This window comes from Immundisolibacter sp. (assembly GCF_014359565.1).
In the GTDB taxonomy this organism is placed as follows: Bacteria; Pseudomonadota; Gammaproteobacteria; order Immundisolibacterales; family Immundisolibacteraceae; genus Immundisolibacter.
On record NZ_JACIZD010000006.1, the window covers coordinates 84,591 to 104,217 of the forward strand.

Genomic DNA, 19,627 nt, shown 5'->3' on the forward strand with positions numbered 1-19,627 from the left:
GCCGACCAAAGTGCCTCGGGCCGGTCTCCGGACTTGCGAGTGGGGCGTGAACCCCGGCTGCGGCGCCTTCCCATGCCGATGGCACAGTGGCATTTCGCCGCAGCTTGACTCGCTTACCGTTGCGGGGGCAGTGCCGGAATTGTTCGTCAGGAACGCACCGGCTTCCCGTTTCATCCCGCAGGCGAAGGCCCTTGGGACACCACGAAGCGGCCGGCATGGTAGGCGGCCGCGGGCGCAGGCGTCAACGCGCTGCGCGGTGCATGCGCTCGGCTATCATCGGTGGCAGGTCACGGTCGGGGAGGGTGGATGGCGATGCTGGCAAGGCTGTTGCGCCGCATCGGCAGTCGGCGCCGATTGCCGGCAAGCGGTCCTGACGTGGACGCGGCGCAGCTGTTCACGGATTTTTTCCGGCGCAACAAATGGGGTGGCCGGCACTCGCTGTCCGGCACCGGCTCGGACGCCGACCAGACGCGGGTGATCGTGCAGGAACTGCCGCTGCTGCTGCGGCGGCTGGGCGTGCGCAGCATGCTGGACGTCCCGTGCGGGGACTTCGAGTGGATGAAGCGGGTCGATCTGGCCGGCATCGAGTACTGCGGTGCCGACATCGTGGCGCCGCTGATCGATGCCAACCGGCGCCGCCACGCGCGGCCGGGGGTGGAATTCCAAGTGCTCGATCTGACCCGTGACCGCCTGCCGGCGGTGGATCTGGTGCTGTGCCGCGATTGCCTGGTGCACCTGTCGTTTGCCCAGGCGCAGCAGGCGCTGGCCAACATCTGCGCCAGCGGGGCGCGCTATCTACTCACCACCACGTTTACCGGGCGATCGGAGAATGCCGATATCCCGACCGGCAAGTGGCGTGCGCTGAATCTGCAGCGGCCGCCGTTCAACCTGCCGCCGCCGCTTGAACTCATCAATGAACGCTGCACCGAGAAGGACGGCCGCTACGCCGACAAATCCCTCGGTCTGTGGGCGCTGGCCGGTTTGCGGCAGGCATGAGCGCGTGGTCGATCCGGCCGCCGGTGCGCAGGCAGGCTATTCAGGCACCAGCCAGCCCACCTGTCCCTGGCCGCTGCCGGGGGCAAGCAGGGCAGCCAGTGCCGGCAGCGCGGCCTGCATCTGGGGCACGAAACCCCACGGCGGATTGATCACCAGCACGCCGCAGCCATGCAGCATGCCGCCCTGCACCAGCGGCGTCAGGCGCAGCTCCACCTGCAGGATGCGGCGCAGGCCGGCGTCCTTGAGCTGCCGCTTGAGGCCAGCGATGGGGCCCTCGTCCTTGAGCGGGTACCACAGCGCGTACACGCCAGTGGCAAAGCGTTTGTGGGCTGCCAGCAGCTCGCGCGGCAGGCGCGGCAGCTCGCCCGGCTGCTCGTAGGGTGGGTCGATCAGCACCAGGCCGCGGCGCTCGCGCGGCGGCAAATAGGCCTTCAATGCCTGGTAGCCGTCCATCTGTTGCAGGGTGATCGGCCCGTGGCCGCGACAGGCTTCGCCCAGGGTGGCGAATTCCAGCGGATTGAGCTCGCAGGCGATCAGGCGGTCCTGCGGCCGGGCCACAGCGGCGGCGATCAGCGGCGAGCCCGGATAGCGGCGCAGCGTCCCGTCATTGCCCAGCAGCGGACGGATAACGCTCAGGTAATCGGCCAGCGCCTCCGGCAACGGCCCTGCGGCCTGCCACAGGCGGCCGATGCCGTGCCGGTACTCGCCGGTCTTTTGCGACGGCGGGGCGTTCAGGTCGTAGTCACCCGCGCCGGCATGGGTGTCCAGAAAGCACCAGGCGGATTCCTTGCGCGACAGGCCGCGCAGCAGTGCGACCAGGCAGACGTGCTTCATCACGTCGGCAAAATTGCCGGCGTGAAAGGCGTGGCGGTAGTTCATCGGTGTGACCGTCCGGGCGGCGGCCGGAAAACGGGCGGCGGGGCCACTGGCCGGACCCCGCCGCCGATCCTGCAGATGGGCTTATTTCGGCGCGGCGGCGGCGATGTCCAGCAACTCGATCTCGAACACCAGGGTCTGGTTGGGACCGATGGCGCGACCGGCGCCCTGGGCGCCGTACGCCAGTTCCGGCGGCAGCACGATCTTCCACTTCGAGCCCTTGGGCATCAGCACCAACGCTTCCTGCCAGCCGGGGATGATCTGGTTGACCTGAAAGGTGGCCGGTTCGCTGCGCTTGTAGGAGCTGTCGAACTCGGTGCCATCCGGCAACGTGCCGCGGTAGTGAACCTTGACCGTGTCGGTGGCCTTGGGCTTGGCGCCCTTGCCCTCGGTCAGGACCTGATACAGCAGGCCGGATTCGGTTTTCTTGACGCCCTTGGTCTTGGCGAAGTCGGCCCGGAAGGCGCTCCCGTCCTTGGCGTTCTTGTCGCCGGCGGCCTTGGCCTTGCCTTCCATGTCGGTGCGCAGCTTGTCGAGTGCGGCCTGCAGGGCGGCCGGCTCGGCGGCCGGCTTGGCACCGGACAGGGCGTCCTTGAGGCCATCCGCGGCGGCCGCCGGGTCCAGTGGCAGACCGTCGCGCTTGGCGTTGGCGCCGAATTGGTAGCCGATGGCGTACGCGGCTTTCTGCTCGTCGGTGGTCAGGGTCGCGGCGATGGCGGCGGTGGAAAAAATGGCGGCGATGGCCACCGGCAGGGCGGTGCGAAGCATGGTGTTCTCGGGTTGCGCAGAGGGGGAACGGCCGGTGGCCGCGAGAAAGGCGCGCCATGATCCCACAACGGCCCTTGCTTGGGGCATCCACCACCGGCTATAAACCGATCGGCCGTTTACCCCATCACGAGGAGGGACCCTCATGGCCAGCTTCACGCCCGCCGATCTGGCGGCCCTGGTCGATGCCGACCACGGGCTGCTGAGCCCGCGCATCTTCCAGGACCCAGCCATCTACCAGCAGGAGCTCGAGCGCGTATTCACGCGCTGCTGGCTGTTCCTGGCGCACGACAGCCAGTTCAAAAATCCGGGTGACTTCTTCGCCACCTACATGGCCGAAGACCCGGTGCTGGTGGTGCGCCAGAAGGACGGCTCGATCAACGCCTTCCTGAATCAATGCCGCCACCGCGGCATGCGGCTGTGCCGCGCCGACAGCGGCAACGCCAGGGCGTTTACCTGTTCCTACCACGGCTGGGCTTACGACATGGGCGGCAACCTGGTCGAGGTGCCGTTCGAGAAGGAAGCCTACGGCCAGGTGGACAAGGTGCGCTGGAGCCCGCGCCGGGTGCCGCGGGTGGAGGTCTACAAGGGCCTGGTGTTCGGCTGCTGGGACGCCGACGTGCCGCCGGTGGCCGAGTACCTGGGCGACATGGCCTGGTACGTGGATTTGTTTCTGGACCGCATGCCCGGTGGCACCGAGGCCATCGGCGGCGTGCACAAGTGGGTGATCCGCTGCAACTGGAAATTCGCCGCCGAGCAGTTCTGCTCGGACATGTACCACGCCCCGTTCAGCCATTCCTCGCCGGTGCTGGCCAGCCTGCCGCCGGATGTCGATCCCGGCCAGGCCGGCTGGCCGATGAAGGGCAAGCAGTTCAGCTCGGCGCTGGGCCACGGCACCGGGTTTTTCATGGACACGCCGGAGTTCCTGTTCCCACTGCTGGGCGAGACGGCCGCCGGCTACTACATGCAAAGCGGCGCCACCGCCGTCACCGAGCGCCTGGGCGAGGTGCGCGGCGTGCGCATGAACGGTGCCCACATGACGGTGTTCCCGACGCTGTCGTTCCTGCCCGGCATCAACACGCTGCGGGTATGGCACCCGCGTGGTCCGGACGAGATCGAAATCTGGGCCTGGACGCTGGTCGACAAGGCTGCGCCGGCCGAGGTCAAGGAGGCCTACCGCAAGGCCGTGCTGCGCACCTTCTCGCCGGGCGGCATCCTGGAGCAGGACGACGGCGAGAACTGGACCGAGATTCAAAAGGTCCTGCGCGGCCATGTGGCGCGCCAGCAGCCGTTCAACGCCCAGATGGGGCTGGGCATGGACCGCAGTGACGATCCTGACCTGCCCGGCCGTATCGGTTACGTCTATGGCGAACTGGCGGCGCGCGGCCTGTACCGCCGCTGGGCGCAGGTGATGGGCGCGCAAAGCTGGGCGGAACTGACCCCGCAGGGTATCGGCGAGGTGGCGCGCCATGGCTGAGGCCTTTCTGCCGGCGCGGGTGGCGCCGCACTTGCAGCAGGAGATCGAACAGTTCCTGTACGCCGAGGCGGCGCTGCTGGACGCGCGTGAGTTCGACACCTGGCTGAGCTTGCTGGCCGAGGACCTGCACTACTTCATGCCGACCCGGCGCACCACGCTGCGCCGCGAGCGTGACCGCGAATACTCGGCTGCCGACGAGGTGGCCCTGTTCGACGAGGACAAACCCAGCATGGTGGTGCGCGTGCGGCGCCTGAACACGGGCCTGGCCTGGGCCGAGGAGCCGCCGTCGCGCACCCGGCACCTGGTCAGCAATGTCCGAATTGCGGATCAGGGCAGCGGCGAGTACACCGTAAACAGCTACTTCGCCCTGCACCGCAGTCGCCTGGAGCGGGACGTGGACCTGTTCTATGGCGAGCGCATCGACCGCCTGCGGCGGGTGGACAGCGCGTTCGGCTTCCAGATCGCCCGGCGCACCATCCATCTCGACCAAGCCACCGTGCTGGCGCCGAATCTTTCGATGTTTTTCTGAAGGCCCGCGGCGGCGCACGCCGGCCGGGCGGGTGCGCCGTTCTGCTTGCCGTGGGCTGGCGGCGAGAGTTTTTGCGCCGGCCTTATTTCTGTTTCCAGCCGCTTGAGTCCTGGTACCACCAGCCCGGCTGGGCCTTGGCGACCCAGCGCTGCGCGAACACGCTCTGGATCTGTCCTGCCCACTGCGGCTGGCCGTTGGCGTTGGCGATCTGCTGGTACAGGGCCAGGCGGTCGCGGTTCTCATCGGCCACCAGCGCCTTGACGGCGTTGCGCTGGGCCAGTGGCACGGCGTTTGGATCGCGCACGGCGACCAGCCCGTCGCCGGTGAGGCCGACAGCGCCGGAATCGAAATACGGCTTCAGTGAGCTGAAACGGGCTTCCAGCGAGGCCTTGACGCGCTGCACCTCCGGTGAGGAGATGTCGATGTCCGGCTGCGCGGCATGTGCCGGGGAGATCACGAAATCCAGTGCCGCGACCAGGAAGCGCGACGGCAGACTCGATTGCGGCGGCACGACGGTGCCACCGGGCCTGGGCGTGTCCTTGTCCCAGACGTCGTCGATGATGCGATCGGCCGCCTTCTCGGCCGCTGCGGCCGGGAAGTAGACGTTGATCGTGACGCAGGCTGCGCACAGAAACAGTGCCAGCAGGGTAGGCACCGAAATTGCCCGTTTCATGAAAACCTCCTTTACCGATTGAAAAGTATTGCCGAGCGCATCGCCCACGCCGATCGCAACTACTGCGTCTGCGGGCCGCCGGAGGCGATCGCTGCCTCGACCTGTTGCACCAGAGTGTCCCACGACACCTCCCGCGTGTAGCCGACCACGTCAATCCTGGGCAGCAGTCGCCCCTTGACCAGGTAATAACCGACCTGGCCATCATGGGGCGGCGCCGGTTCGATGCCGTCCATCCGGCAGCGTCCGTCGCGCAGCACGCAGCTGATGCCCATGCGGTCGTAGGAAAAGTCCTTGAAGATGCTCAGGAAGCCGCGCGACAGCAGTCCGGTGGGGCCGCCCCCGATGGCGGAAATGTTGTCGATCGCGCGCTGGGAGATTCGCCGGCGCGAGTGGTCCCCCGGCGTGGAGTGGAAACGCGCGTCGAAGGCCACCGGCTTCCACTCCAGCAGTCGCAGGCCCTCGACGTCGCCATCCAGCCGCCCCGTGATGCGCCCGAAGGAAAAAGTGCCGGTGAGCGTTTCAAGATCGATCCGGCGCATGTGTGCGTCCGCCGCCACCCGCGGCAGCACTCCGAATGGTTCTATGGCCCGCAGGTTTTCCAGACGGACCGTGCCGTCGAAGACCTGTGCCTCGAGCGCGCCATCAATGGACCAGACCTCGTTTTGCACGCGAAGGCCGGGCAACTGCCCACCCAGCGTGCCGCCGAACACCGGCCAGTCCAGCGCCCGGCACAGCGCGGCCAGATCGATCGGCTCCAGCACTGCGCGAAAATCGGCGTCCAGCTGCGGCAGTCCGACCTTGCTCAGGGCAAGCCGCTGCACGTGCACCGCCCCTTCGAGCAGCGGCTGGCGCCACGGCGCCAGCAGTTCGAGGTCGCGGCCCTGCGCCCGGAACGACACTTCGGATGGCCCCAGCGGGATGCGGCCGATGCTCCCCGCGCGCCATTGCAGGGACGACGGTGCAGGACCGGTATTTGCCCAGCGCACCTGTCCGGACAGGCCATCCACGGCAAGCCCGAGTCGGCCGGCGCTGAGCGCGACCCCGGACAGTTCGGCCGTCAGCGCCGTCAGGCTGCCGCTGCGCAGCGACACGCTGCCGCGCGCCGTGCCCTGGGCGGTGAGGCCATCCAGCGGCGTCCCGATCAGAAAGGGCTGGACATCGGTCGCAAACAGGGGCGCCAGGGCGGAGGCATCGAAGGCCAGTTCAGCGCTTTCAAGCCTCAAGCCGGCCTTGCTGATCAGGCCCGTGGCCGCGAGCGTGCCGGCCGTGCCCTGCCTGAGGTGCAGGCCTTCGATACGCCAATGGTCCTTAGAGTCGAGCGCGACGAGCTCGGCCGTCGTGGGCAGTGCGCTGAAATCCAGAAACAGCGGTTCCGCGTACACCTGCCCGCCGCGGCCTTGTGCCTGCACGGTCCAGCGCTGCGGCCCGCTGTCCCAGCGCGCACGGCCGTGCGCGGCAAGATTCTCGGCGGCATAGCGGCCGGAAGGTTCCTGGTAGCTCAGGGAGCGCGTGTCTATCACCAAGGTAGCCGTGGTTGTCGCCGGGCCGAGGGTTGCGCGCAGCGTCAGGTCCACGTTGCCGGCAAACTCCCCGGGCATGGCCTGCCCGAAGGCGGCCGCCAGCTTGCGCAGGTCTTCGGCCTTCTGGCCGTGCACGCGCACGGCAAGGTTCATGTCGGCGGCGGACTGCTGCAGTGTCGCGAGCAGACCGTGGCGCGGGACTTCGAGCCGGGCACGCCAGCTCTCGGCGTTGCCGAATGCGCCTTCCAGTGTTCCCTGCAGTCGGCCCCAGCCGGGGATCGTTGCCGAAAATCTGCCGCGCTCGCAGCGCAGTTCGGTCGCCACAAACCGTGTCGAGCAATGCGCCTGCAGCTTTGTCGCTGCCACGCGTCCCGCCCACTGGACGGTCGCCACATCAAGGCGCAGCGCGGACGGGGACAGATAGGTCAGGGTTACGTTGTCGGCGCGCCAGGTCGGCCCTGCCACCGAGCCGACATTGACGGTGATTTCCTGCGCCGGCGCGCGTGGCGCAATCGCCCCGAGCCCGGCCAATGACAGAACTGCCAGCTTTTGCACGCAGGCATGGTCGCACGTTCCGAAATACTGTCGCCAGCCGGGCCAGCGTCCCGTGGCCGGCTAAATCCGTATCCGCGCCCAGTGTCCCTGGCGCCAGTAGCGGCGAAACACCGCCACCTGGGTCAAGCGATAAAGCTCCTGCCCCAGCCAGATGCCAAGCAGGCCAAGGCCCCACACCGGGCCAACCAGATACGCCAGCGGTGTGAACATGCCCCACTGCGTCAGCACGCTGACGCGCATCACCCGCCGCGCCTCGCCGGCGCTCATCAGCACCTGCATGTACACGCGCTTGATGCCCTCGATTACCACCGCCAGGCCGGCGATGCGCATCGGCCAGCGGGCCAGCGCGACGGTGTCCGGGTTGTGCAGGAAAAGGCCCAGGATCAGGTCCGGCGCCAGCATCATCGGCGCGCCCAGCAGGCCAAGGCCCAGCATGCCCACGCGCAGGGTGTCGCGCGTCCAGCGTCTGGCATCGGCGACGTCGCCGCGCCCCAGTGCCTGCCCGACCAAGGTCGCCGCCGCCATCGCCAGGCCCATGCCGGGCAGGATGGCGACCGTCATCAGGTTGATCAGCACGTTGGCGGCGGCCAGTTCCGCCGTGCCGATGCGCCCGATGATCCAGTACAGCGCCACCAGGCCGGCTGACATCGACACATGCTGCAGGCCGGCCGGCACCGAGATGCGCACCAGCACGGCGTAGTCCTGGCGCCGCGGCCGGCGGCGCAGGAAGCCGCCTTCGAGCGCGTAGCGCCAGCCGAAGCCGTAGTAGATGGCGGTGCCCAGCAGCACCGACAGCGCGGTGCCCAGCCCAGAGCCGATCACGCCCAGCGCCGGGGCGCCGAAGTGGCCGTAGATGAACAGGTAATTCAGCAGCACGTTGCTGGCGTGCATGATCAGCAGCGTGGTCATGTACAGGCGCGACTGGTCGATGCCGTTCCAGTAGCCGCGAAAGGCATAGTTCATGGCCATCAGCGGCCCGGCCAGCATGCGGATCTGGAAATAGGGCACGGCGCCGGCAATCACCGCCGGGTCCGGGTTCAGCAGCGGAAAGAACCGCGGCGCCAGCAGGCACAGCGCCAGCGTCAGCAGCGGACCGACGATCAGGATCAGCAACAGGCTGGCGTTCAGCGGCACGGCGGTCTCGTCCAGCCGGCCCTCGCCCTTGCGGCGGGCGGCGATGGCCTGCACGCCCACCGACAGGCCAAGGATCATGGCCTGGCAGGTGAACAGCACGAAGCTGCCCAGGCCCACTGCCGCCAGCGCGGCATCGCCAAGGCCGCCCACCATGGCGGTGTCGACCACGTTCAGCAGGCTCTGCGAGACCATCGCCGCGATGATGGGCAGCGCCAGCGCCAGGATGCGTTTGAGGCGTTCCGGTTCGATGAACGGACGGCGCCGACGCGATAGGGCGCCAATATCGGCGCCCGGCTGGTAATCGGGCGCGCCGGTCAGTGCATCGCCGGCCGGCGCCGCCGCGTCACGCGGCGCGGTCAAGCCTGGGAGTCGTCACGCCGCGCGTGTGCGGCGGCAGCGTCGTCCGTGCCGGGTGTGACGCCCAGTTCCTGCAGGGCGGCGGTGATCTTGGCCATGCGCTCCTCGATCGCCTCGATGTGATCGAGCACGGTGTCCAGCGACCGGCTGACCGGGTCCGGCAGGTCGCCGCGCAGGCCGTAGGCGGCAAAGCCGATGCGGGCGGCGGTTTCGCGCCGGCGCTCGGCATCTGCCACCACGATGCGACCGGGGATGCCGACCACGGTGGCGCCGGCCGGCACGTCCTTGACCACCACCGAGTTGCTGCCGACCCGCGCGCCCTGGCCCATGGTGATCGGTCCGAGTATCTTGGCCCCGGCGCCGACCACGACGTCGTTTTCCAACGTGGGGTGGCGCTTGCCCTTCTCCCAGGTGGTGCCGCCCAGGGTCACGCCGTGATAGAGCGTGCAGTCGTCGCCGATTTCGGCCGTCTCGCCAATCACCACGCCCATGCCGTGGTCGATGAAAAAACGCCGTCCGATGCGCGCGCCGGGGTGAATCTCGATGCCGGTCAGAAAGCGCGACAGATAGGCCACAGCCCGCGCTGGCCAGCGCAGGTTCAGTCCCCACAGCCAGTGCGCCAGGCGGTGCAGCCACAGCGCATGCAGGCCGGGGTAGGTGGTGAACACCTCGAAGCGGTTGCGCGCCGCCGGGTCGCGGGCGAACACGCAGTCGATGTCTTCTCGCAGGCGGTTCAGCATCAGGGGTCGCTCTTGACATCGGCGGCCGCGATGGCCCGCCCGGTGGCGGACAGAATGCCGCGCAAGATCTGGATTTCATTCTGGTCCGGTGCCGCGCGGTTGACAAGCGCGCGCAGGCGGCGCATCGAGCGCTGCGGATTGTTCGGCAACAGGAAATTGAGTGCCTTCAGGGTCTGCTCCAGGTGCACGAACAGGCGCTCGACCTCGTCGCGGGTGGCCGGCGGGCTGAGCGTTTCGGCTGCCATTTGATGCGTGCCTGCCCGGCGGTAAAGCTCGTAGGCCAGCACCTGCACCGCGGCGGCGAGGTTCAGCGACGCAAACTCCGGGTTGCTGGGTATGGCCACGCGCTGTTGGCACAGATCCAGATCGGCATTGCTCAGGCCTGAATGCTCCGGACCGAACACCAGCGCCGCTTCGCCGGTCGCGGCATGCTCCAGGACCTGCCGGGCACAGGCGCGCGGATCCAGGGGCGGCAGCTCGATGCTGCGCGCGCGGACACTGGCGCCAATCACCAGCGTGCAGTCGGCAATCGCCGCCGGCAGGCTGTCGCACAGCACGGCGTCGGTGAGCACCCGATCGGCGCCCGCGGCGCGGGCAGTGGCCTCCTCGTGCGGAAAGAATTTCGGTCGCACCAGGTACAGGCGGGTCAATGCCATGTTGTGCATGGCGCGCGCCACGGCGCCGATATTGCCCGGATGGGTGGTGCCTACCAGCACGATGCGGATATGGGAAAGAGCCGTCATGGGGGCGAATTTTAGCGCTCGGTTCGGTGCGCCTCGGCCAGACGCAGGGTCCGGCCGTCGGGTAGCCACCGGCACGCGTTAAAATCACCCTTCAATCGCCGCACGGTTCTCGTGCCTGGCGTGCCTGTTGCAGCGAGTTTTGTCATGTCGCCATCGATCACCATCGCCGTGCGCGCCGCCCGCGCTGCGGGCGATTTCCTGTTGCGCACCGGCGAGCGCCTGCACGAGCTGCGCATTGAGCTGAAAGGCCCCAACGATTTCGTCAGCGAGGCCGACCGTGAGGCCGAACGGCGCATCGTCGAGATCATCCGCCGTGCCTATCCGGACCACGCCATCCTGGGCGAGGAGGGCGGCGCGCAGGGCGAGATCGGCAGTCACGGCGCGCGCTGGATCATCGATCCGCTGGACGGCACCACCAACTACCTGCACGACCTGCCGTGGTACTCGGTGTCGATCGCGCTCGAAATCAGGGGTCGGCTCGAAGTCGGCGTGGTCTACGACCCGGTTCGCAACGAACTGTTCGTGGCCGAGCGCGGCAAGGGCGCTCGCCTGGACGACCGGCGCCTGCGCGTCAGTCAGCACACCAAGCTGGCCGGTGCGGTCATCGGTACCGGCTTCCCGTTCAAGTCGCAGCGGCATCTGGATGCCTACACGGAGTCCTTCAAGGCCGTGTCACTGGCCGGTTGCGCCATCCGCCGTGCCGGCTCGGCAGCGCTGGATCTGGCCTACGTGGCCGCCGGCCGCTTCGACGGTTTCTGGGAGCTTGGCCTGCAGCCGTGGGACATCGCCGCCGGGGTGCTGCTGATCCAGGAAGCCGGCGGCGTGGTCACCGACATTCGCGGCGGCGATCAGTTGATGAAGACCGGTAATGTGGTCGGCGGAAACCTGCGCGTGCACCAGGCGTTGATGGACGCCGTAAAGCCGCACCTGGGGCCGGATCTGTCGGCCTGAATCGCAGACCTTCAGATAAGAAAGCGCATGCGTGGCAACCTGTTAGGCGTGTAATTTCGCCCGATTAATAAGCCATCCCCTCAGGGCGGACGTGCGCGATATACGGCGTCGCTGGGGTGGCCGGCATGCCATGCGAACCAGTATTCGGTGGCCGTGGGTACCGGCTTGCCGTCGGCATCGCTGACCAGCGCGCGCTGGTCGGCGTAGTTGAAGTCGATGTGATACGTGGTGCCGGCGAATTCGTCCGTGAAGGCTGTGTCGTGGGCAGCCAGTTCCACGAACGGATAGGCCTTGTAGCGACCCTCATGGCCCAGGACGAGCACCGGCTCCTTCGGGTGATAGCGGTCGTTGCGCGCGGCCACCGGGAAGCGCAGCTCGCTATCGGAGACGTAGTCGGCGTAGGGATCCCGGCCGTAGGGGCGGTCATGACCGGTGTTTGCGGTCAGCACCTCGGTTTTCGGGTAGCGCGTCAGCCAGTCGGCCCAGCTGGTTTCCGTCGCGTCGATGGCTGTCAGCCGTTGCCCCTTGCGTGGTCCGGCAATGGCCAGCCCTTCCATCGGCAGCCAGAGTGACTCGCTGGCGCGGTCGAACAGCAGCGTGCCGCTGTTGTAGACCAGCCCGGAGACGCCGAACCGGTCGGCGCCCGCGGCGGATCGGGCATCGAAGCCCGCCACGGTGCCGCTCAGCGGGCTGTAGACGAGGACAAACGGCTGTTCGCCGATGCGGTCGTTGACCACCTCGTGCCAGACCAGCACGCTTCGCGGATAGGCGCGGGCGACGCCGCCGATCACCACGCCGACCACACGTTCCTCGAAGCCCATGCCGACGTCGCTGGCCGGTCTGAACTTGGGATCGTCCAAGGCCGGGATGCCGTCGCGCGGCTGTCCGCCATTGGCCAGGCCGGCCGCGGGCAGGTCAAGGCCCGATAGGTCAAAGCCATTCCAGTCATCGGTCGCTGGCTGCGCCCGTGCGGCAAGGCTGCCTGCCAGCAGCAGGCCAAGCGCCAGTCGGCGGCCGACCCGCAGCGCCATCAACGCAGCGCTGCGTTGATGGCGTCCAGCTGCGCCGCGCCCGGACACAGACTGGCATGGGGCAGACTGTTCAGCGCGGCGGCATCGGTGCCCAGCATGGCGTGCATCTCGGTCGGCTCGGCGTCCAGGTACAGCAGGCCGGTCAGCACGCTGCCGTCGGCCTGGTGGCGCTGCAGGTAGTTCATGGCGCCGATACGGTCGTAGGGGTCGTAGTCCTCAGCCAGTTTTTTCAGATGCAGCATCGAGCCATCGTGCAGGGTCACCGTGTGGCGATCGCCCGGCGCATAGGCCGCGGTGATTTCCTGCGCCAGCGGCACGAAGTCGGCCGCCATCACCGGCCGGTCGTGGCGACGGATATGGCTGTAACTCTTGGTCGAGGCTTCGTGGTTGTTGAAGGTGACGCAGGGCGAGATGACGTCGATGAAGGCAAAGCCCGGGTAGGCGATGGCGGCCTTCAGCAACGGCACCAGCTGCTCCTTGTCGCCGGAGAAGCTGCGCGCCACGAAGCCGGCACCCATCTGCAGGGCGAGCTGCACCAGGTCGATGGGCGTGTACGGATTGGCCTTGCCGGCCTTGCTCTTGGAGCCGACGTCCGCAGTGGCCGAGAACTGGCCCTTGGTCAGGCCATAGGTGCCGTTGTTCTCGACCAGGTACAGCATGTTCACGCCGCGCCGGATGGCGTGGATGAACTGGCCAAGGCCGATCGAGGCGGTGTCGCCGTCGCCGGAGACGCCGATGTAGACCAAGTCGCGGTTGGCGGCGGCGGCGCCGGAGGCGATCGACGGCATGCGGCCGTGCACGGAGTTGAAGCCGTGCGCCGGGCCCAGGAAGTAGGTCGGCGTCTTGGAAGAGCAGCCGATGCCGGACAGCTTGCCGACCCGGTGCGGCGGCAGGTCGAGCTCGAAGCAGGCCTGGATCAGCGCCGCACTGACCGAGTCGTGGCCACAGCCGGCACACAGCGTGGACAGCGAACCCTCGTAATCGCGCCGGGTCAGGCCCAGCGTGTTCTTGGGCAGCTGCGGGTGGTGAATCTTGGGCTTGGGCAGGTAGCTCATGCGGAGGCTCCCATGGCGAGCGCGCGCACCGGTTCCAGGTGCGTGCTGATGCTGTGGACCAGCAGATCAGCGGTGACCGGCATGCCGTCGTAGCTCAGGACCGACACCAGCCTGGCCGGGTCGAGGTTGCCCTCGATCAGCAGCATGGCGCGCAGCTGGCCGTCGCGGTTCTGGTCGACCACGAATACGGTGTCGTGGGCGGCGATGAAGTCGTACACGCGCTGGGTGAACGGGAAGGCGCGCACACGCAGCGCATCCACGTCCAGGCCCTGCGCGGTCAGCGCATCCAGCGCCTCGGGTATCACCTCGGCGGTGGTGCCGATGTAGATGATGCCGGCGCTGTTGCCGTGGTCGCGCAGGGTGGCTGCATCCGGCACCAGCGTGGCGGCGGTGTCGAACTTGCGCCGCAGGCGGTCCACGTTGTCCCGGTACTTGTCGCCGTCTTCGGTGTAGGCGCCCAGGCGATCGTGCCCCGAGCCGCGGGTGAAGAACGCGCCCTTGCTCGGGTGCGTGCCGGGCAGGGTGCGATACGGAATGGCGTCACCGTCGACGTCGAGATAGCGATAGAACTGAAAGCCGTCCTCCAGCTGCTGGGCGGTCAGCACCTTGCCGCGATCCGGCCGGTAGCTGTCGTCCCAGGTGAGCGGCTCCGACAGCCAGTCGTTCATGCCAAGGTCAAGATCGCTCATCACCAGCACCGGCGTTTGCAGCCGCTCGGCCAGGTCGAAGGCCTGCACCGCCATGTCGAAGCATTCCTTGGGCGAGGCCGGGAACAGCAGCACGTGCTTGGTGTCGCCATGCGAGGCGTAGGCCGACGACAGCAGATCCGACTGCTGGGTGCGTGTGGGCATGCCGGTGGATGGCCCGCAGCGCTGGATGTCGAACAGCACCACCGGGATTTCCGCGTAGTAGGCCAGGCCCAAAAACTCGGTCATCAGCGACACGCCCGGCCCGCTGGTGGCGGTGAACGAGCGCGCGCCGTTCCAGGCCGCGCCGACCACCATGCCGATGGCGGCCAGTTCGTCTTCGGCCTGCAGGATGGCGTAGCGCTTGCTGCCGTCCGGGTTGACGCGGTAGTCCTCGCAGTAGGCGCTGAAGGCGTCCACCAGCGAGGTGGACGGCGTGATCGGGTACCAGGCGGCTACCGTCGCACCGGCGTACACGCAGCCCAGGCCCGCCGCCGAGTTGCCGTCCATCAGGATGCGGTCGCCGACCGCGTCGCGCCGCTGCGCATGCATCGGCAGCGGGCAGGCAAAGCGCTCCAGCGCCGCCGCGCGGCCGAGCTCGAAGGCCTGCATGTTGGGCGGAATCAGCTTTTCCTTGCCCTGGAACTGTTCGCGCAGCAGCTGTTCGACGACCTCGGGCTCGATGTCCAGCAGCGCCGACAGGACGCCGACGTAGGCGATGTTCTTGAACAGCAGGCGCTGGCGCGGGTTGGCGAACTGGCGCGTCACCAGCTCGGTCAGCGGCACGCCCAGGAAATTGATGTCCGGCCGCCGCAGCTCGGGCGCCAGTGGCTTGGACGAGTCGTACAGCAGGTAGCCGCCCGGCTCCACGCTGCGCACGTCCTGGGCGAAGGTCTGGCCGTTCATGGCCACCATCAGGTCCACCGTGCCGCGCCGGCCGGTGTAGCCGGCCTCGCTGACGCGGATCTCGAACCAGGTCGGCAGGCCCTGGATGTTGGACGGGAAGATGTTCTTCGGGCCCACCGGCAGGCCCATGCGAAACAGTGCCCGCGCCACCAGGCCGTTGGCGCTGGCCGAGCCGGTGCCGTTGACGTTGGCGAAACGCAGTACGAATTCGTTGACCTTGGCTAGACGCGACATACGCCACCTGCTTGCGGAAGGGTGAGGATGGATTTCTGCATGTCCCAGGCGCCGGTCGGGCAGCGCTCGGCACAGAAGCCGCAGTGCAGGCACAGGTCCTCGTCCTTGACCATGACCCGCCCGGTCGGCACCGGGTCCGACACGTACAGCGGCTGGTCGAGGTTCGTTGCCGGCGCCGTCAGGCGCGTGCGCAGCTCGGCCTCGTCGCCGTTGGTGGTGAAGGTGATGCAGTCTTCCGGGCAGATGTCCACGCAGGCATCGCACTCGATGCATAGGTTCTCGGTGAACACCGTCTGCACGTCGCAGTTGAGACACCGGGCGGCTTCCTTGAGCGCCATTTCGGCGTCGAAGCCCAGCTCCACCTCGACCTTGATGTTCTTCAGAGTCTTGAACTTGTCGGCGTGCGGCACGGCAAGGCGCTGCGTGGCCGCAAAATCGTTGCCGTAGCTCCAGTCGTGCATGCCCATCTTCTGGCTGACCAGGGTCACGCCCTTGGCCGGGCGGTCGGCGTGCAGGTCCTTGCCCTGGCACAGCAGATCCATGGAGATCGCCGCCGCGTGGCCGTGGGCCACCGCCCAGATGATGTTCTTGGGGCCGAATGCCGCGTCGCCGCCGAAGAACACCTGCGGGTGGGTCGACTGGAAGGTGTCGGCGTCGAGCTTGGGCATGTCCCACTGGTCGAATTCGATGCCGATGTCGCGCTCGATCCACGGGAAAGCGTTTTCCTGGCCGATGGCCATCAGTACGTCGTCGCAGGGAATCAGCACCAGCGGTTCGCCGGTCGGCACCAGCCTGCGCCGTCCCTTGTCGTCCCGCTCGGCGCGCATCTTCTCGAACCACACGCCGGACAGGCGGCCGTTGTCGATCTGGAAGGACTTGGGCGCGTGGTAGTCCAGGATCGGGATGCCCTCGTGCATGGCATCTTCCTTCTCCCAGGGCGAGGCCTTCATCTCGTCAAAGCCGCTGCGCACGGTCACGGTGACCTGCTCGCCGCCCAGGCGCAGCGCGGTGCGGCAGCAGTCCATGGCCGTGTTGCCGCCGCCGATCACCACCACGCGCTTGCCGATGGTGTTGATGTGCTCGAAAGCCACCGAGGCCAGCCAGTCGATGCCGATGTGGATGTTGGCGCTGGCCTCCTGACGGCCGGGGATGTCCAGATCCCGCCCGCGCGGCGCGCCGGAGCCCACGAACACCGCGTCGAAACCCTGCTTCAGCAGCCAGCCCATGCTCTGGACCGGCTGGCCGAAGTGGCACTCGACGCCGAAATCCAGAATGCGGTCGACTTCCTCGTCCAGCACCGACTCGGGCAGGCGAAAGGCCGGAATCTGCGTGCGCATGGCGCCGCCGCCGCGCTGATCCTTCTCGTACAGCACCACCTCGTAACCGAGCGGCAGCAGGTCGCGCGCCACCGCCAGTGAGGCCGGACCGGCGCCGACCAGCGCCACGCGCTTGCCGTTTTTCTTGCTCGGAATGGCCGGCAGGCGGTCGCTGATGTCGTCCTTGAAGTCAGCCGCCACGCGCTTCAAGCGACAGATGGCGACTGGTTTTTCCTCCACCCGGCCGCGCCGGCAGGCCGGCTCGCAGGGGCGGTCGCAGGTGCGCCCGAGCACGCCCGGGAACACGTTCGAGAACCAGTTCAGCATGTAGGAGTCGGTGTAGCGCCCGGCGGCGATCAGCCGGATGTATTCGGGCACGTTGGTGTGGGCCGGGCAGGCCCATTGACAGTCGACTACCTTGTGAAAATGTTGCAGGTCGGAGATGTCTGTTTTTTTCAAGGACGGAGACCGCTGGCACGGCAGGGTGGGGGGGACAGAAAATTCCCTTATTGAACCATAAGGCCCCCTGGGGAGGCGCTGAATGAACCCATGCAGGATTTCTCAGCGCCCGCCATCGAAAAGCGTGGTTTTTCGATGGCTCAAAAAATCAATGGCTTGCAGCCACCGATTTTGGCAGCGCGTCCCTGTGCTGCAGGAAACACTGAATACCTCAGCGTTTCCCTATCGGCGCTGTGCGGCGACTCTTTGCCCGGGGCTGGCGCTTCAGCCGCTGAACACCGCCGCGTCGGCGCAGAACGCCTGCATGCCCAGATCGGTCAGTGGATGGTCGGCCACGCCGGCCAGGATGGCGGCCGGCACGGTCAGGATGTCGGCGCCGGCCAGCAGCATTTCGGACACCTGCGCCGGGTTGCGGATGCTGGCGGCCAGCACCTCGCTGCGGATGTCGTAGTGCGCGAACACGGTGACGATTTCCTGCACCAGCCGCGAACCGGAATCCTGCCGCGGGCCACCGCAGGCCACGAATTCGGTGTTGTAAAAACGGGTCTCGCCGTCGACCTGATACAGCGAGTTGCCCGGCGGGCCGGCCGGATCGTCATGTTTGGCCAGGTAATCGGCCACCCGCCCCAGGAATGGGCTCACGCAACTGGCGCCGGCGTTGGCGGCCCAGAAGGCCTGCGTGGTGTTGAACACCAGCGTGGCGTTGGTGTGGATGCCCTGCTCCCACAGGGCGCGAATGACCTTCAGGCCCGTGAACGGATCGGCGCCGGCGTCGGCCGTCCGGTAGCCACCGATGGGCACCTTGATGACCGCATTGCTGCCCAGGGCCGCCAGTTCCTGCGCCTGCACCAGCATCGCGTCCTGCGTCAGTTCGGTCAGTTCCAGGCTCACCGGGTTCGGCGCCAGCAGCTGGAGGATGTCGGTCAGCATGCTCTTGGCCTGCTGCCAGGAGGTGGCGCCCGCCTTTTTGAGCAGCGTGGGATTGGTGGTCACGCCGTTGATGATGCCGGCCCGGTACAGCGGCTCGATGTCGCGGATGTCGGCGCTGTCGGCAAAGATGCGCGGCGCCCGGTCGGCCGGGTGGCGCTGGTCGCGGATGGTCGGCATGACGCGGCGGCGCTGCTGGATGGCGGGGCTGAAGTCGGCGGGGTTGAACATGGCGGTTTCCTGTGGTGCGGGCTGGCCGATTCTAGCAACCCGCGCCGGCTTGCCCGGCGTCAAGCCGTCGCCGCACTGCCTTCCGGAAATGGCCCATTCACGCGTAAAGTAAACGGCCGATCGGCCAGTCCCGGCCCTTTTTTCCTGTCCCGGAGCGCCTCATGAACAAGCCCCTCGAAGCCGGTTTCGGCGGCACGCATTTCATCCGTATCGACCCGCAGCGCTGCGAATTTCTGGTGCCGCGCTGGGCGTTCACGGACCCGGCGGTGCTGGACAAGGAGCGGGAGGAGATTTTCGCGCGCTGCTGGCTGTACGTCGGTCACGCGTCGGAAATCCCGAAAGCCGGCGATTTCGTGGCGCGCAAGGTCGGCGGCCGGCAGCTGTTCCTGTGGCGCGGCGAGGACGGCGTGCCCAAGGTCTACTTCAACACCTGCACCCACCGCGGCGCCATGGTGTGCCGCGAGAAACAGGGCAACGCCAGGCGCCTGACCTGCCCGTATCACGGCTGGACCTTCGACACCCGCGGCGGCATGGTCGAGCAGCCGGGTGCCAGCGGTTTTCCGGACGACTTCTTCGCCAATGGCGCCAAGGACCTGATCTCGCCGGCCAAGGTCGAGGCCTACCGCGATTTCGTGTTCGTGAATTTCGACCCGAACGCCGTTGACCTGACGACCTATCTTGCCGGCGCCGCCGAGTACCTGGACCTGGTGGCCGACCAGGGCGGGCAGGGCATGGAAGTCACGCCCGGCGAGCAGGCCTATTCCATGCGCGCCAACTGGAAGCTGCTGTACGAGAACAGCGCCGACGGCTACCACGCCATCACCGCCCACGCGTCCTATTTCGACTACCTGCGCGCCACGGTCGGCGTGTTCCGTGAGGACTTCGATCCGCACGACGTCGGCGGCGGCGGCAGGAGCCTGGGCAACGGCCACGCGGTCATCGAGTATCAGGCACCGTGGGGCCGGCCGGTGGCGCAATGGGTGCCGCAGTGGGGCGAGTCGGGCAAGGCGGAGATCGCGCGCGTCAAGGCGGAGCTTGCCGGCCGCCTGGGCGAGCAGCGGGCCGACCGCATCGCCAACTGGAACCGCAACATCCTGATTTTTCCGAACCTCATCATCAACGACATCATGGGGCTGACCATCCGCAGCTTCCAGCCGGTCACGCCCGGCTACCTGGAAGTCACCGCCTGGTCGCTGGCGCCGCGTGGCGAGCATCCGGAAATGCGCGCCTGGCGCCAGTACAACTTCAACGAGTTCCTGGGACCGGCCGGCTTTGCCACGCCGGACGACGTGGAAATGCTCGAGCTGTGCCAGCAGGCCTACCAGAACATGCCGGAAGTCGCCTGGAACGACATCTCCAAGGGCATGAACCGGCCGGATGCCAACCAGGGCGACGACGAGGTGCAGATGCGCTCGTTCTGGATTCGCTGGGACGAACTGATGGGCGCCGCCCGCTGAGGCACGCTC

General features: G+C 67.7%; 17 protein-coding genes and 1 riboswitch. Of the genes, 5 read left to right on the forward strand and 12 right to left on the reverse strand.

Translation table 11 applies throughout. The features are described 5' to 3' along the window. Nucleotides 1-220: riboswitch (cobalamin riboswitch) on the reverse strand. Nucleotides 221-306: 86 nt separating this feature from the next. Next, on the forward strand, nucleotides 307-996 hold the full coding sequence (locus tag H5U26_RS09435; RefSeq protein WP_290618994.1) for a class I SAM-dependent methyltransferase: 690 nt from the start codon (nucleotides 307-309) through the stop codon (nucleotides 994-996). Nucleotides 997-1,032: 36 nt separating this feature from the next. Here H5U26_RS09435 and rlmJ read toward each other — a convergent pair whose 3' ends face one another. Continuing rightward, nucleotides 1,033-1,875: a 23S rRNA (adenine(2030)-N(6))-methyltransferase RlmJ gene (gene rlmJ, locus H5U26_RS09440; protein WP_290618996.1), complete on the reverse strand. Its 843-nt coding sequence runs from the start codon at nucleotides 1,873-1,875 to the stop codon at nucleotides 1,033-1,035. Between the two features lie 81 nt (nucleotides 1,876-1,956). Next, complete coding sequence (locus H5U26_RS09445) at nucleotides 1,957-2,640, reverse strand: FKBP-type peptidyl-prolyl cis-trans isomerase (protein WP_290618998.1); 684 nt, start codon at nucleotides 2,638-2,640, stop codon at nucleotides 1,957-1,959. A 142-nt stretch (nucleotides 2,641-2,782) separates the two neighbouring features. Here H5U26_RS09445 and H5U26_RS09450 point away from each other — a divergent pair, with 142 nt between their 5' ends. Both H5U26_RS09450 and H5U26_RS09455 read left to right on the forward strand, forming a co-directional pair. Then, nucleotides 2,783-4,114 carry an aromatic ring-hydroxylating dioxygenase subunit alpha gene (locus H5U26_RS09450; protein ID WP_290619000.1) on the forward strand — a complete coding sequence of 444 codons (1,332 nt, stop codon included), beginning with the start codon at nucleotides 2,783-2,785 and terminating at the stop codon, nucleotides 4,112-4,114. Beyond that, nucleotides 4,107-4,643 carry a 3-phenylpropionate/cinnamic acid dioxygenase subunit beta gene (locus tag H5U26_RS09455; protein ID WP_290619002.1) on the forward strand — a complete coding sequence of 179 codons (537 nt, stop codon included), beginning with the start codon at nucleotides 4,107-4,109 and terminating at the stop codon, nucleotides 4,641-4,643. Before H5U26_RS09450 ends, H5U26_RS09455 begins: the two co-directional genes overlap by 8 nt. Before the next feature lie 82 nt (nucleotides 4,644-4,725). On the opposite strand, the gene H5U26_RS09460 is transcribed toward H5U26_RS09455, so the two are convergent. From H5U26_RS09460 to H5U26_RS09480, 5 genes are read right to left on the reverse strand one after another with little or no spacing between them, the layout of a single operon-like run. After that, on the reverse strand, nucleotides 4,726-5,316 hold the full coding sequence (locus H5U26_RS09460; RefSeq protein WP_290619005.1) for a YdbL family protein: 591 nt from the start codon (nucleotides 5,314-5,316) through the stop codon (nucleotides 4,726-4,728). Between the two features lie 59 nt (nucleotides 5,317-5,375). Then, nucleotides 5,376-7,391 (reverse strand): hypothetical protein, encoded by a 2,016-nt coding sequence (locus tag H5U26_RS09465; protein WP_290619007.1) that lies wholly within the window; start codon nucleotides 7,389-7,391, stop codon nucleotides 5,376-5,378. Nucleotides 7,392-7,451: 60 nt separating this feature from the next. Further along, nucleotides 7,452-8,885 carry an MATE family efflux transporter gene (locus tag H5U26_RS09470; RefSeq protein WP_290619009.1) on the reverse strand — a complete coding sequence of 478 codons (1,434 nt, stop codon included), beginning with the start codon at nucleotides 8,883-8,885 and terminating at the stop codon, nucleotides 7,452-7,454. Then, complete coding sequence (cysE, locus tag H5U26_RS09475; protein WP_290619011.1) at nucleotides 8,882-9,622, reverse strand: serine O-acetyltransferase; 741 nt, start codon at nucleotides 9,620-9,622, stop codon at nucleotides 8,882-8,884. Before cysE ends, H5U26_RS09470 begins: the two co-directional genes overlap by 4 nt. Further along, nucleotides 9,622-10,365 (reverse strand): RNA methyltransferase, encoded by a 744-nt coding sequence (locus H5U26_RS09480; protein ID WP_290619013.1) that lies wholly within the window; start codon nucleotides 10,363-10,365, stop codon nucleotides 9,622-9,624. The genes cysE and H5U26_RS09480 overlap by 1 nt, the downstream gene beginning before the upstream one ends. Nucleotides 10,366-10,509: 144 nt before the next feature. Here H5U26_RS09480 and H5U26_RS09485 point away from each other — a divergent pair, with 144 nt between their 5' ends. After that, nucleotides 10,510-11,316: an inositol monophosphatase family protein gene (locus tag H5U26_RS09485; protein WP_290619015.1), complete on the forward strand. Its 807-nt coding sequence runs from the start codon at nucleotides 10,510-10,512 to the stop codon at nucleotides 11,314-11,316. A gap of 80 nt (nucleotides 11,317-11,396) precedes the next feature. Here H5U26_RS09485 and H5U26_RS09490 read toward each other — a convergent pair whose 3' ends face one another. The 5 genes from H5U26_RS09490 to H5U26_RS09510 all read right to left on the reverse strand — a co-directional run bounded on the left by H5U26_RS09490 (nucleotide 11,397) and on the right by H5U26_RS09510 (nucleotide 18,161). Then, the gene (locus H5U26_RS09490; RefSeq protein ID WP_290619017.1) at nucleotides 11,397-12,347 is read right to left on the reverse strand and encodes a DUF3179 domain-containing (seleno)protein; all 951 of its coding nucleotides are present in this window, start codon (nucleotides 12,345-12,347) and stop codon (nucleotides 11,397-11,399) included. Then, nucleotides 12,347-13,402 (reverse strand): 2-oxoacid:ferredoxin oxidoreductase subunit beta, encoded by a 1,056-nt coding sequence (locus H5U26_RS09495; protein WP_290619019.1) that lies wholly within the window; start codon nucleotides 13,400-13,402, stop codon nucleotides 12,347-12,349. The genes H5U26_RS09490 and H5U26_RS09495 overlap by 1 nt, the downstream gene beginning before the upstream one ends. Continuing rightward, nucleotides 13,399-15,228 (reverse strand): 2-oxoacid:acceptor oxidoreductase subunit alpha, encoded by a 1,830-nt coding sequence (locus H5U26_RS09500; protein WP_290619021.1) that lies wholly within the window; start codon nucleotides 15,226-15,228, stop codon nucleotides 13,399-13,401. Before H5U26_RS09500 ends, H5U26_RS09495 begins: the two co-directional genes overlap by 4 nt. Next, the gene (locus H5U26_RS09505) at nucleotides 15,216-17,003 is read right to left on the reverse strand and encodes an FAD-dependent oxidoreductase (protein ID WP_290619023.1); all 1,788 of its coding nucleotides are present in this window, start codon (nucleotides 17,001-17,003) and stop codon (nucleotides 15,216-15,218) included. The genes H5U26_RS09500 and H5U26_RS09505 overlap by 13 nt, the downstream gene beginning before the upstream one ends. Nucleotides 17,004-17,267: 264 nt before the next feature. Beyond that, nucleotides 17,268-18,161 (reverse strand): transaldolase family protein, encoded by an 894-nt coding sequence (locus H5U26_RS09510; protein ID WP_290619025.1) that lies wholly within the window; start codon nucleotides 18,159-18,161, stop codon nucleotides 17,268-17,270. A 161-nt stretch (nucleotides 18,162-18,322) separates the two neighbouring features. Between H5U26_RS09510 and H5U26_RS09515 the strand changes: the two genes are divergently transcribed. Beyond that, nucleotides 18,323-19,618, forward strand: a complete 1,296-nt coding sequence (locus H5U26_RS09515) for an aromatic ring-hydroxylating dioxygenase subunit alpha (RefSeq protein WP_290619027.1) — start codon at nucleotides 18,323-18,325, stop codon at nucleotides 19,616-19,618. Nucleotides 19,619-19,627 lie beyond the last annotated feature (9 nt).

Bases quoted from the DNA above. Each gene is read 5' to 3' on its own strand.
- H5U26_RS09435 (WP_290618994.1), top strand. From the start codon at position 307: ATGGCGATGCTGGCAAGGCTGTTGCGCCGCATCGGCAGTCGGCGCCGA.
- rlmJ (WP_290618996.1), bottom strand. From the start codon at position 1,875: ATGAACTACCGCCACGCCTTTCACGCCGGCAATTTTGCCGACGTGATG.
- H5U26_RS09445 (WP_290618998.1), bottom strand. From the start codon at position 2,640: ATGCTTCGCACCGCCCTGCCGGTGGCCATCGCCGCCATTTTTTCCACC.
- H5U26_RS09450 (WP_290619000.1), top strand. From the start codon at position 2,783: ATGGCCAGCTTCACGCCCGCCGATCTGGCGGCCCTGGTCGATGCCGAC.
- H5U26_RS09455 (WP_290619002.1), top strand. From the start codon at position 4,107: ATGGCTGAGGCCTTTCTGCCGGCGCGGGTGGCGCCGCACTTGCAGCAG.
- H5U26_RS09460 (WP_290619005.1), bottom strand. From the start codon at position 5,316: ATGAAACGGGCAATTTCGGTGCCTACCCTGCTGGCACTGTTTCTGTGC.
- cysE (WP_290619011.1), bottom strand. From the start codon at position 9,622: ATGCTGAACCGCCTGCGAGAAGACATCGACTGCGTGTTCGCCCGCGAC.
- H5U26_RS09480 (WP_290619013.1), bottom strand. From the start codon at position 10,365: ATGACGGCTCTTTCCCATATCCGCATCGTGCTGGTAGGCACCACCCAT.
- H5U26_RS09485 (WP_290619015.1), top strand. From the start codon at position 10,510: ATGTCGCCATCGATCACCATCGCCGTGCGCGCCGCCCGCGCTGCGGGC.
- H5U26_RS09490 (WP_290619017.1), bottom strand. From the start codon at position 12,347: ATGGCGCTGCGGGTCGGCCGCCGACTGGCGCTTGGCCTGCTGCTGGCA.
- H5U26_RS09495 (WP_290619019.1), bottom strand. From the start codon at position 13,402: ATGAGCTACCTGCCCAAGCCCAAGATTCACCACCCGCAGCTGCCCAAG.
- H5U26_RS09500 (WP_290619021.1), bottom strand. From the start codon at position 15,228: ATGTCGCGTCTAGCCAAGGTCAACGAATTCGTACTGCGTTTCGCCAAC.
- H5U26_RS09510 (WP_290619025.1), bottom strand. From the start codon at position 18,161: ATGTTCAACCCCGCCGACTTCAGCCCCGCCATCCAGCAGCGCCGCCGC.
- H5U26_RS09515 (WP_290619027.1), top strand. From the start codon at position 18,323: ATGAACAAGCCCCTCGAAGCCGGTTTCGGCGGCACGCATTTCATCCGT.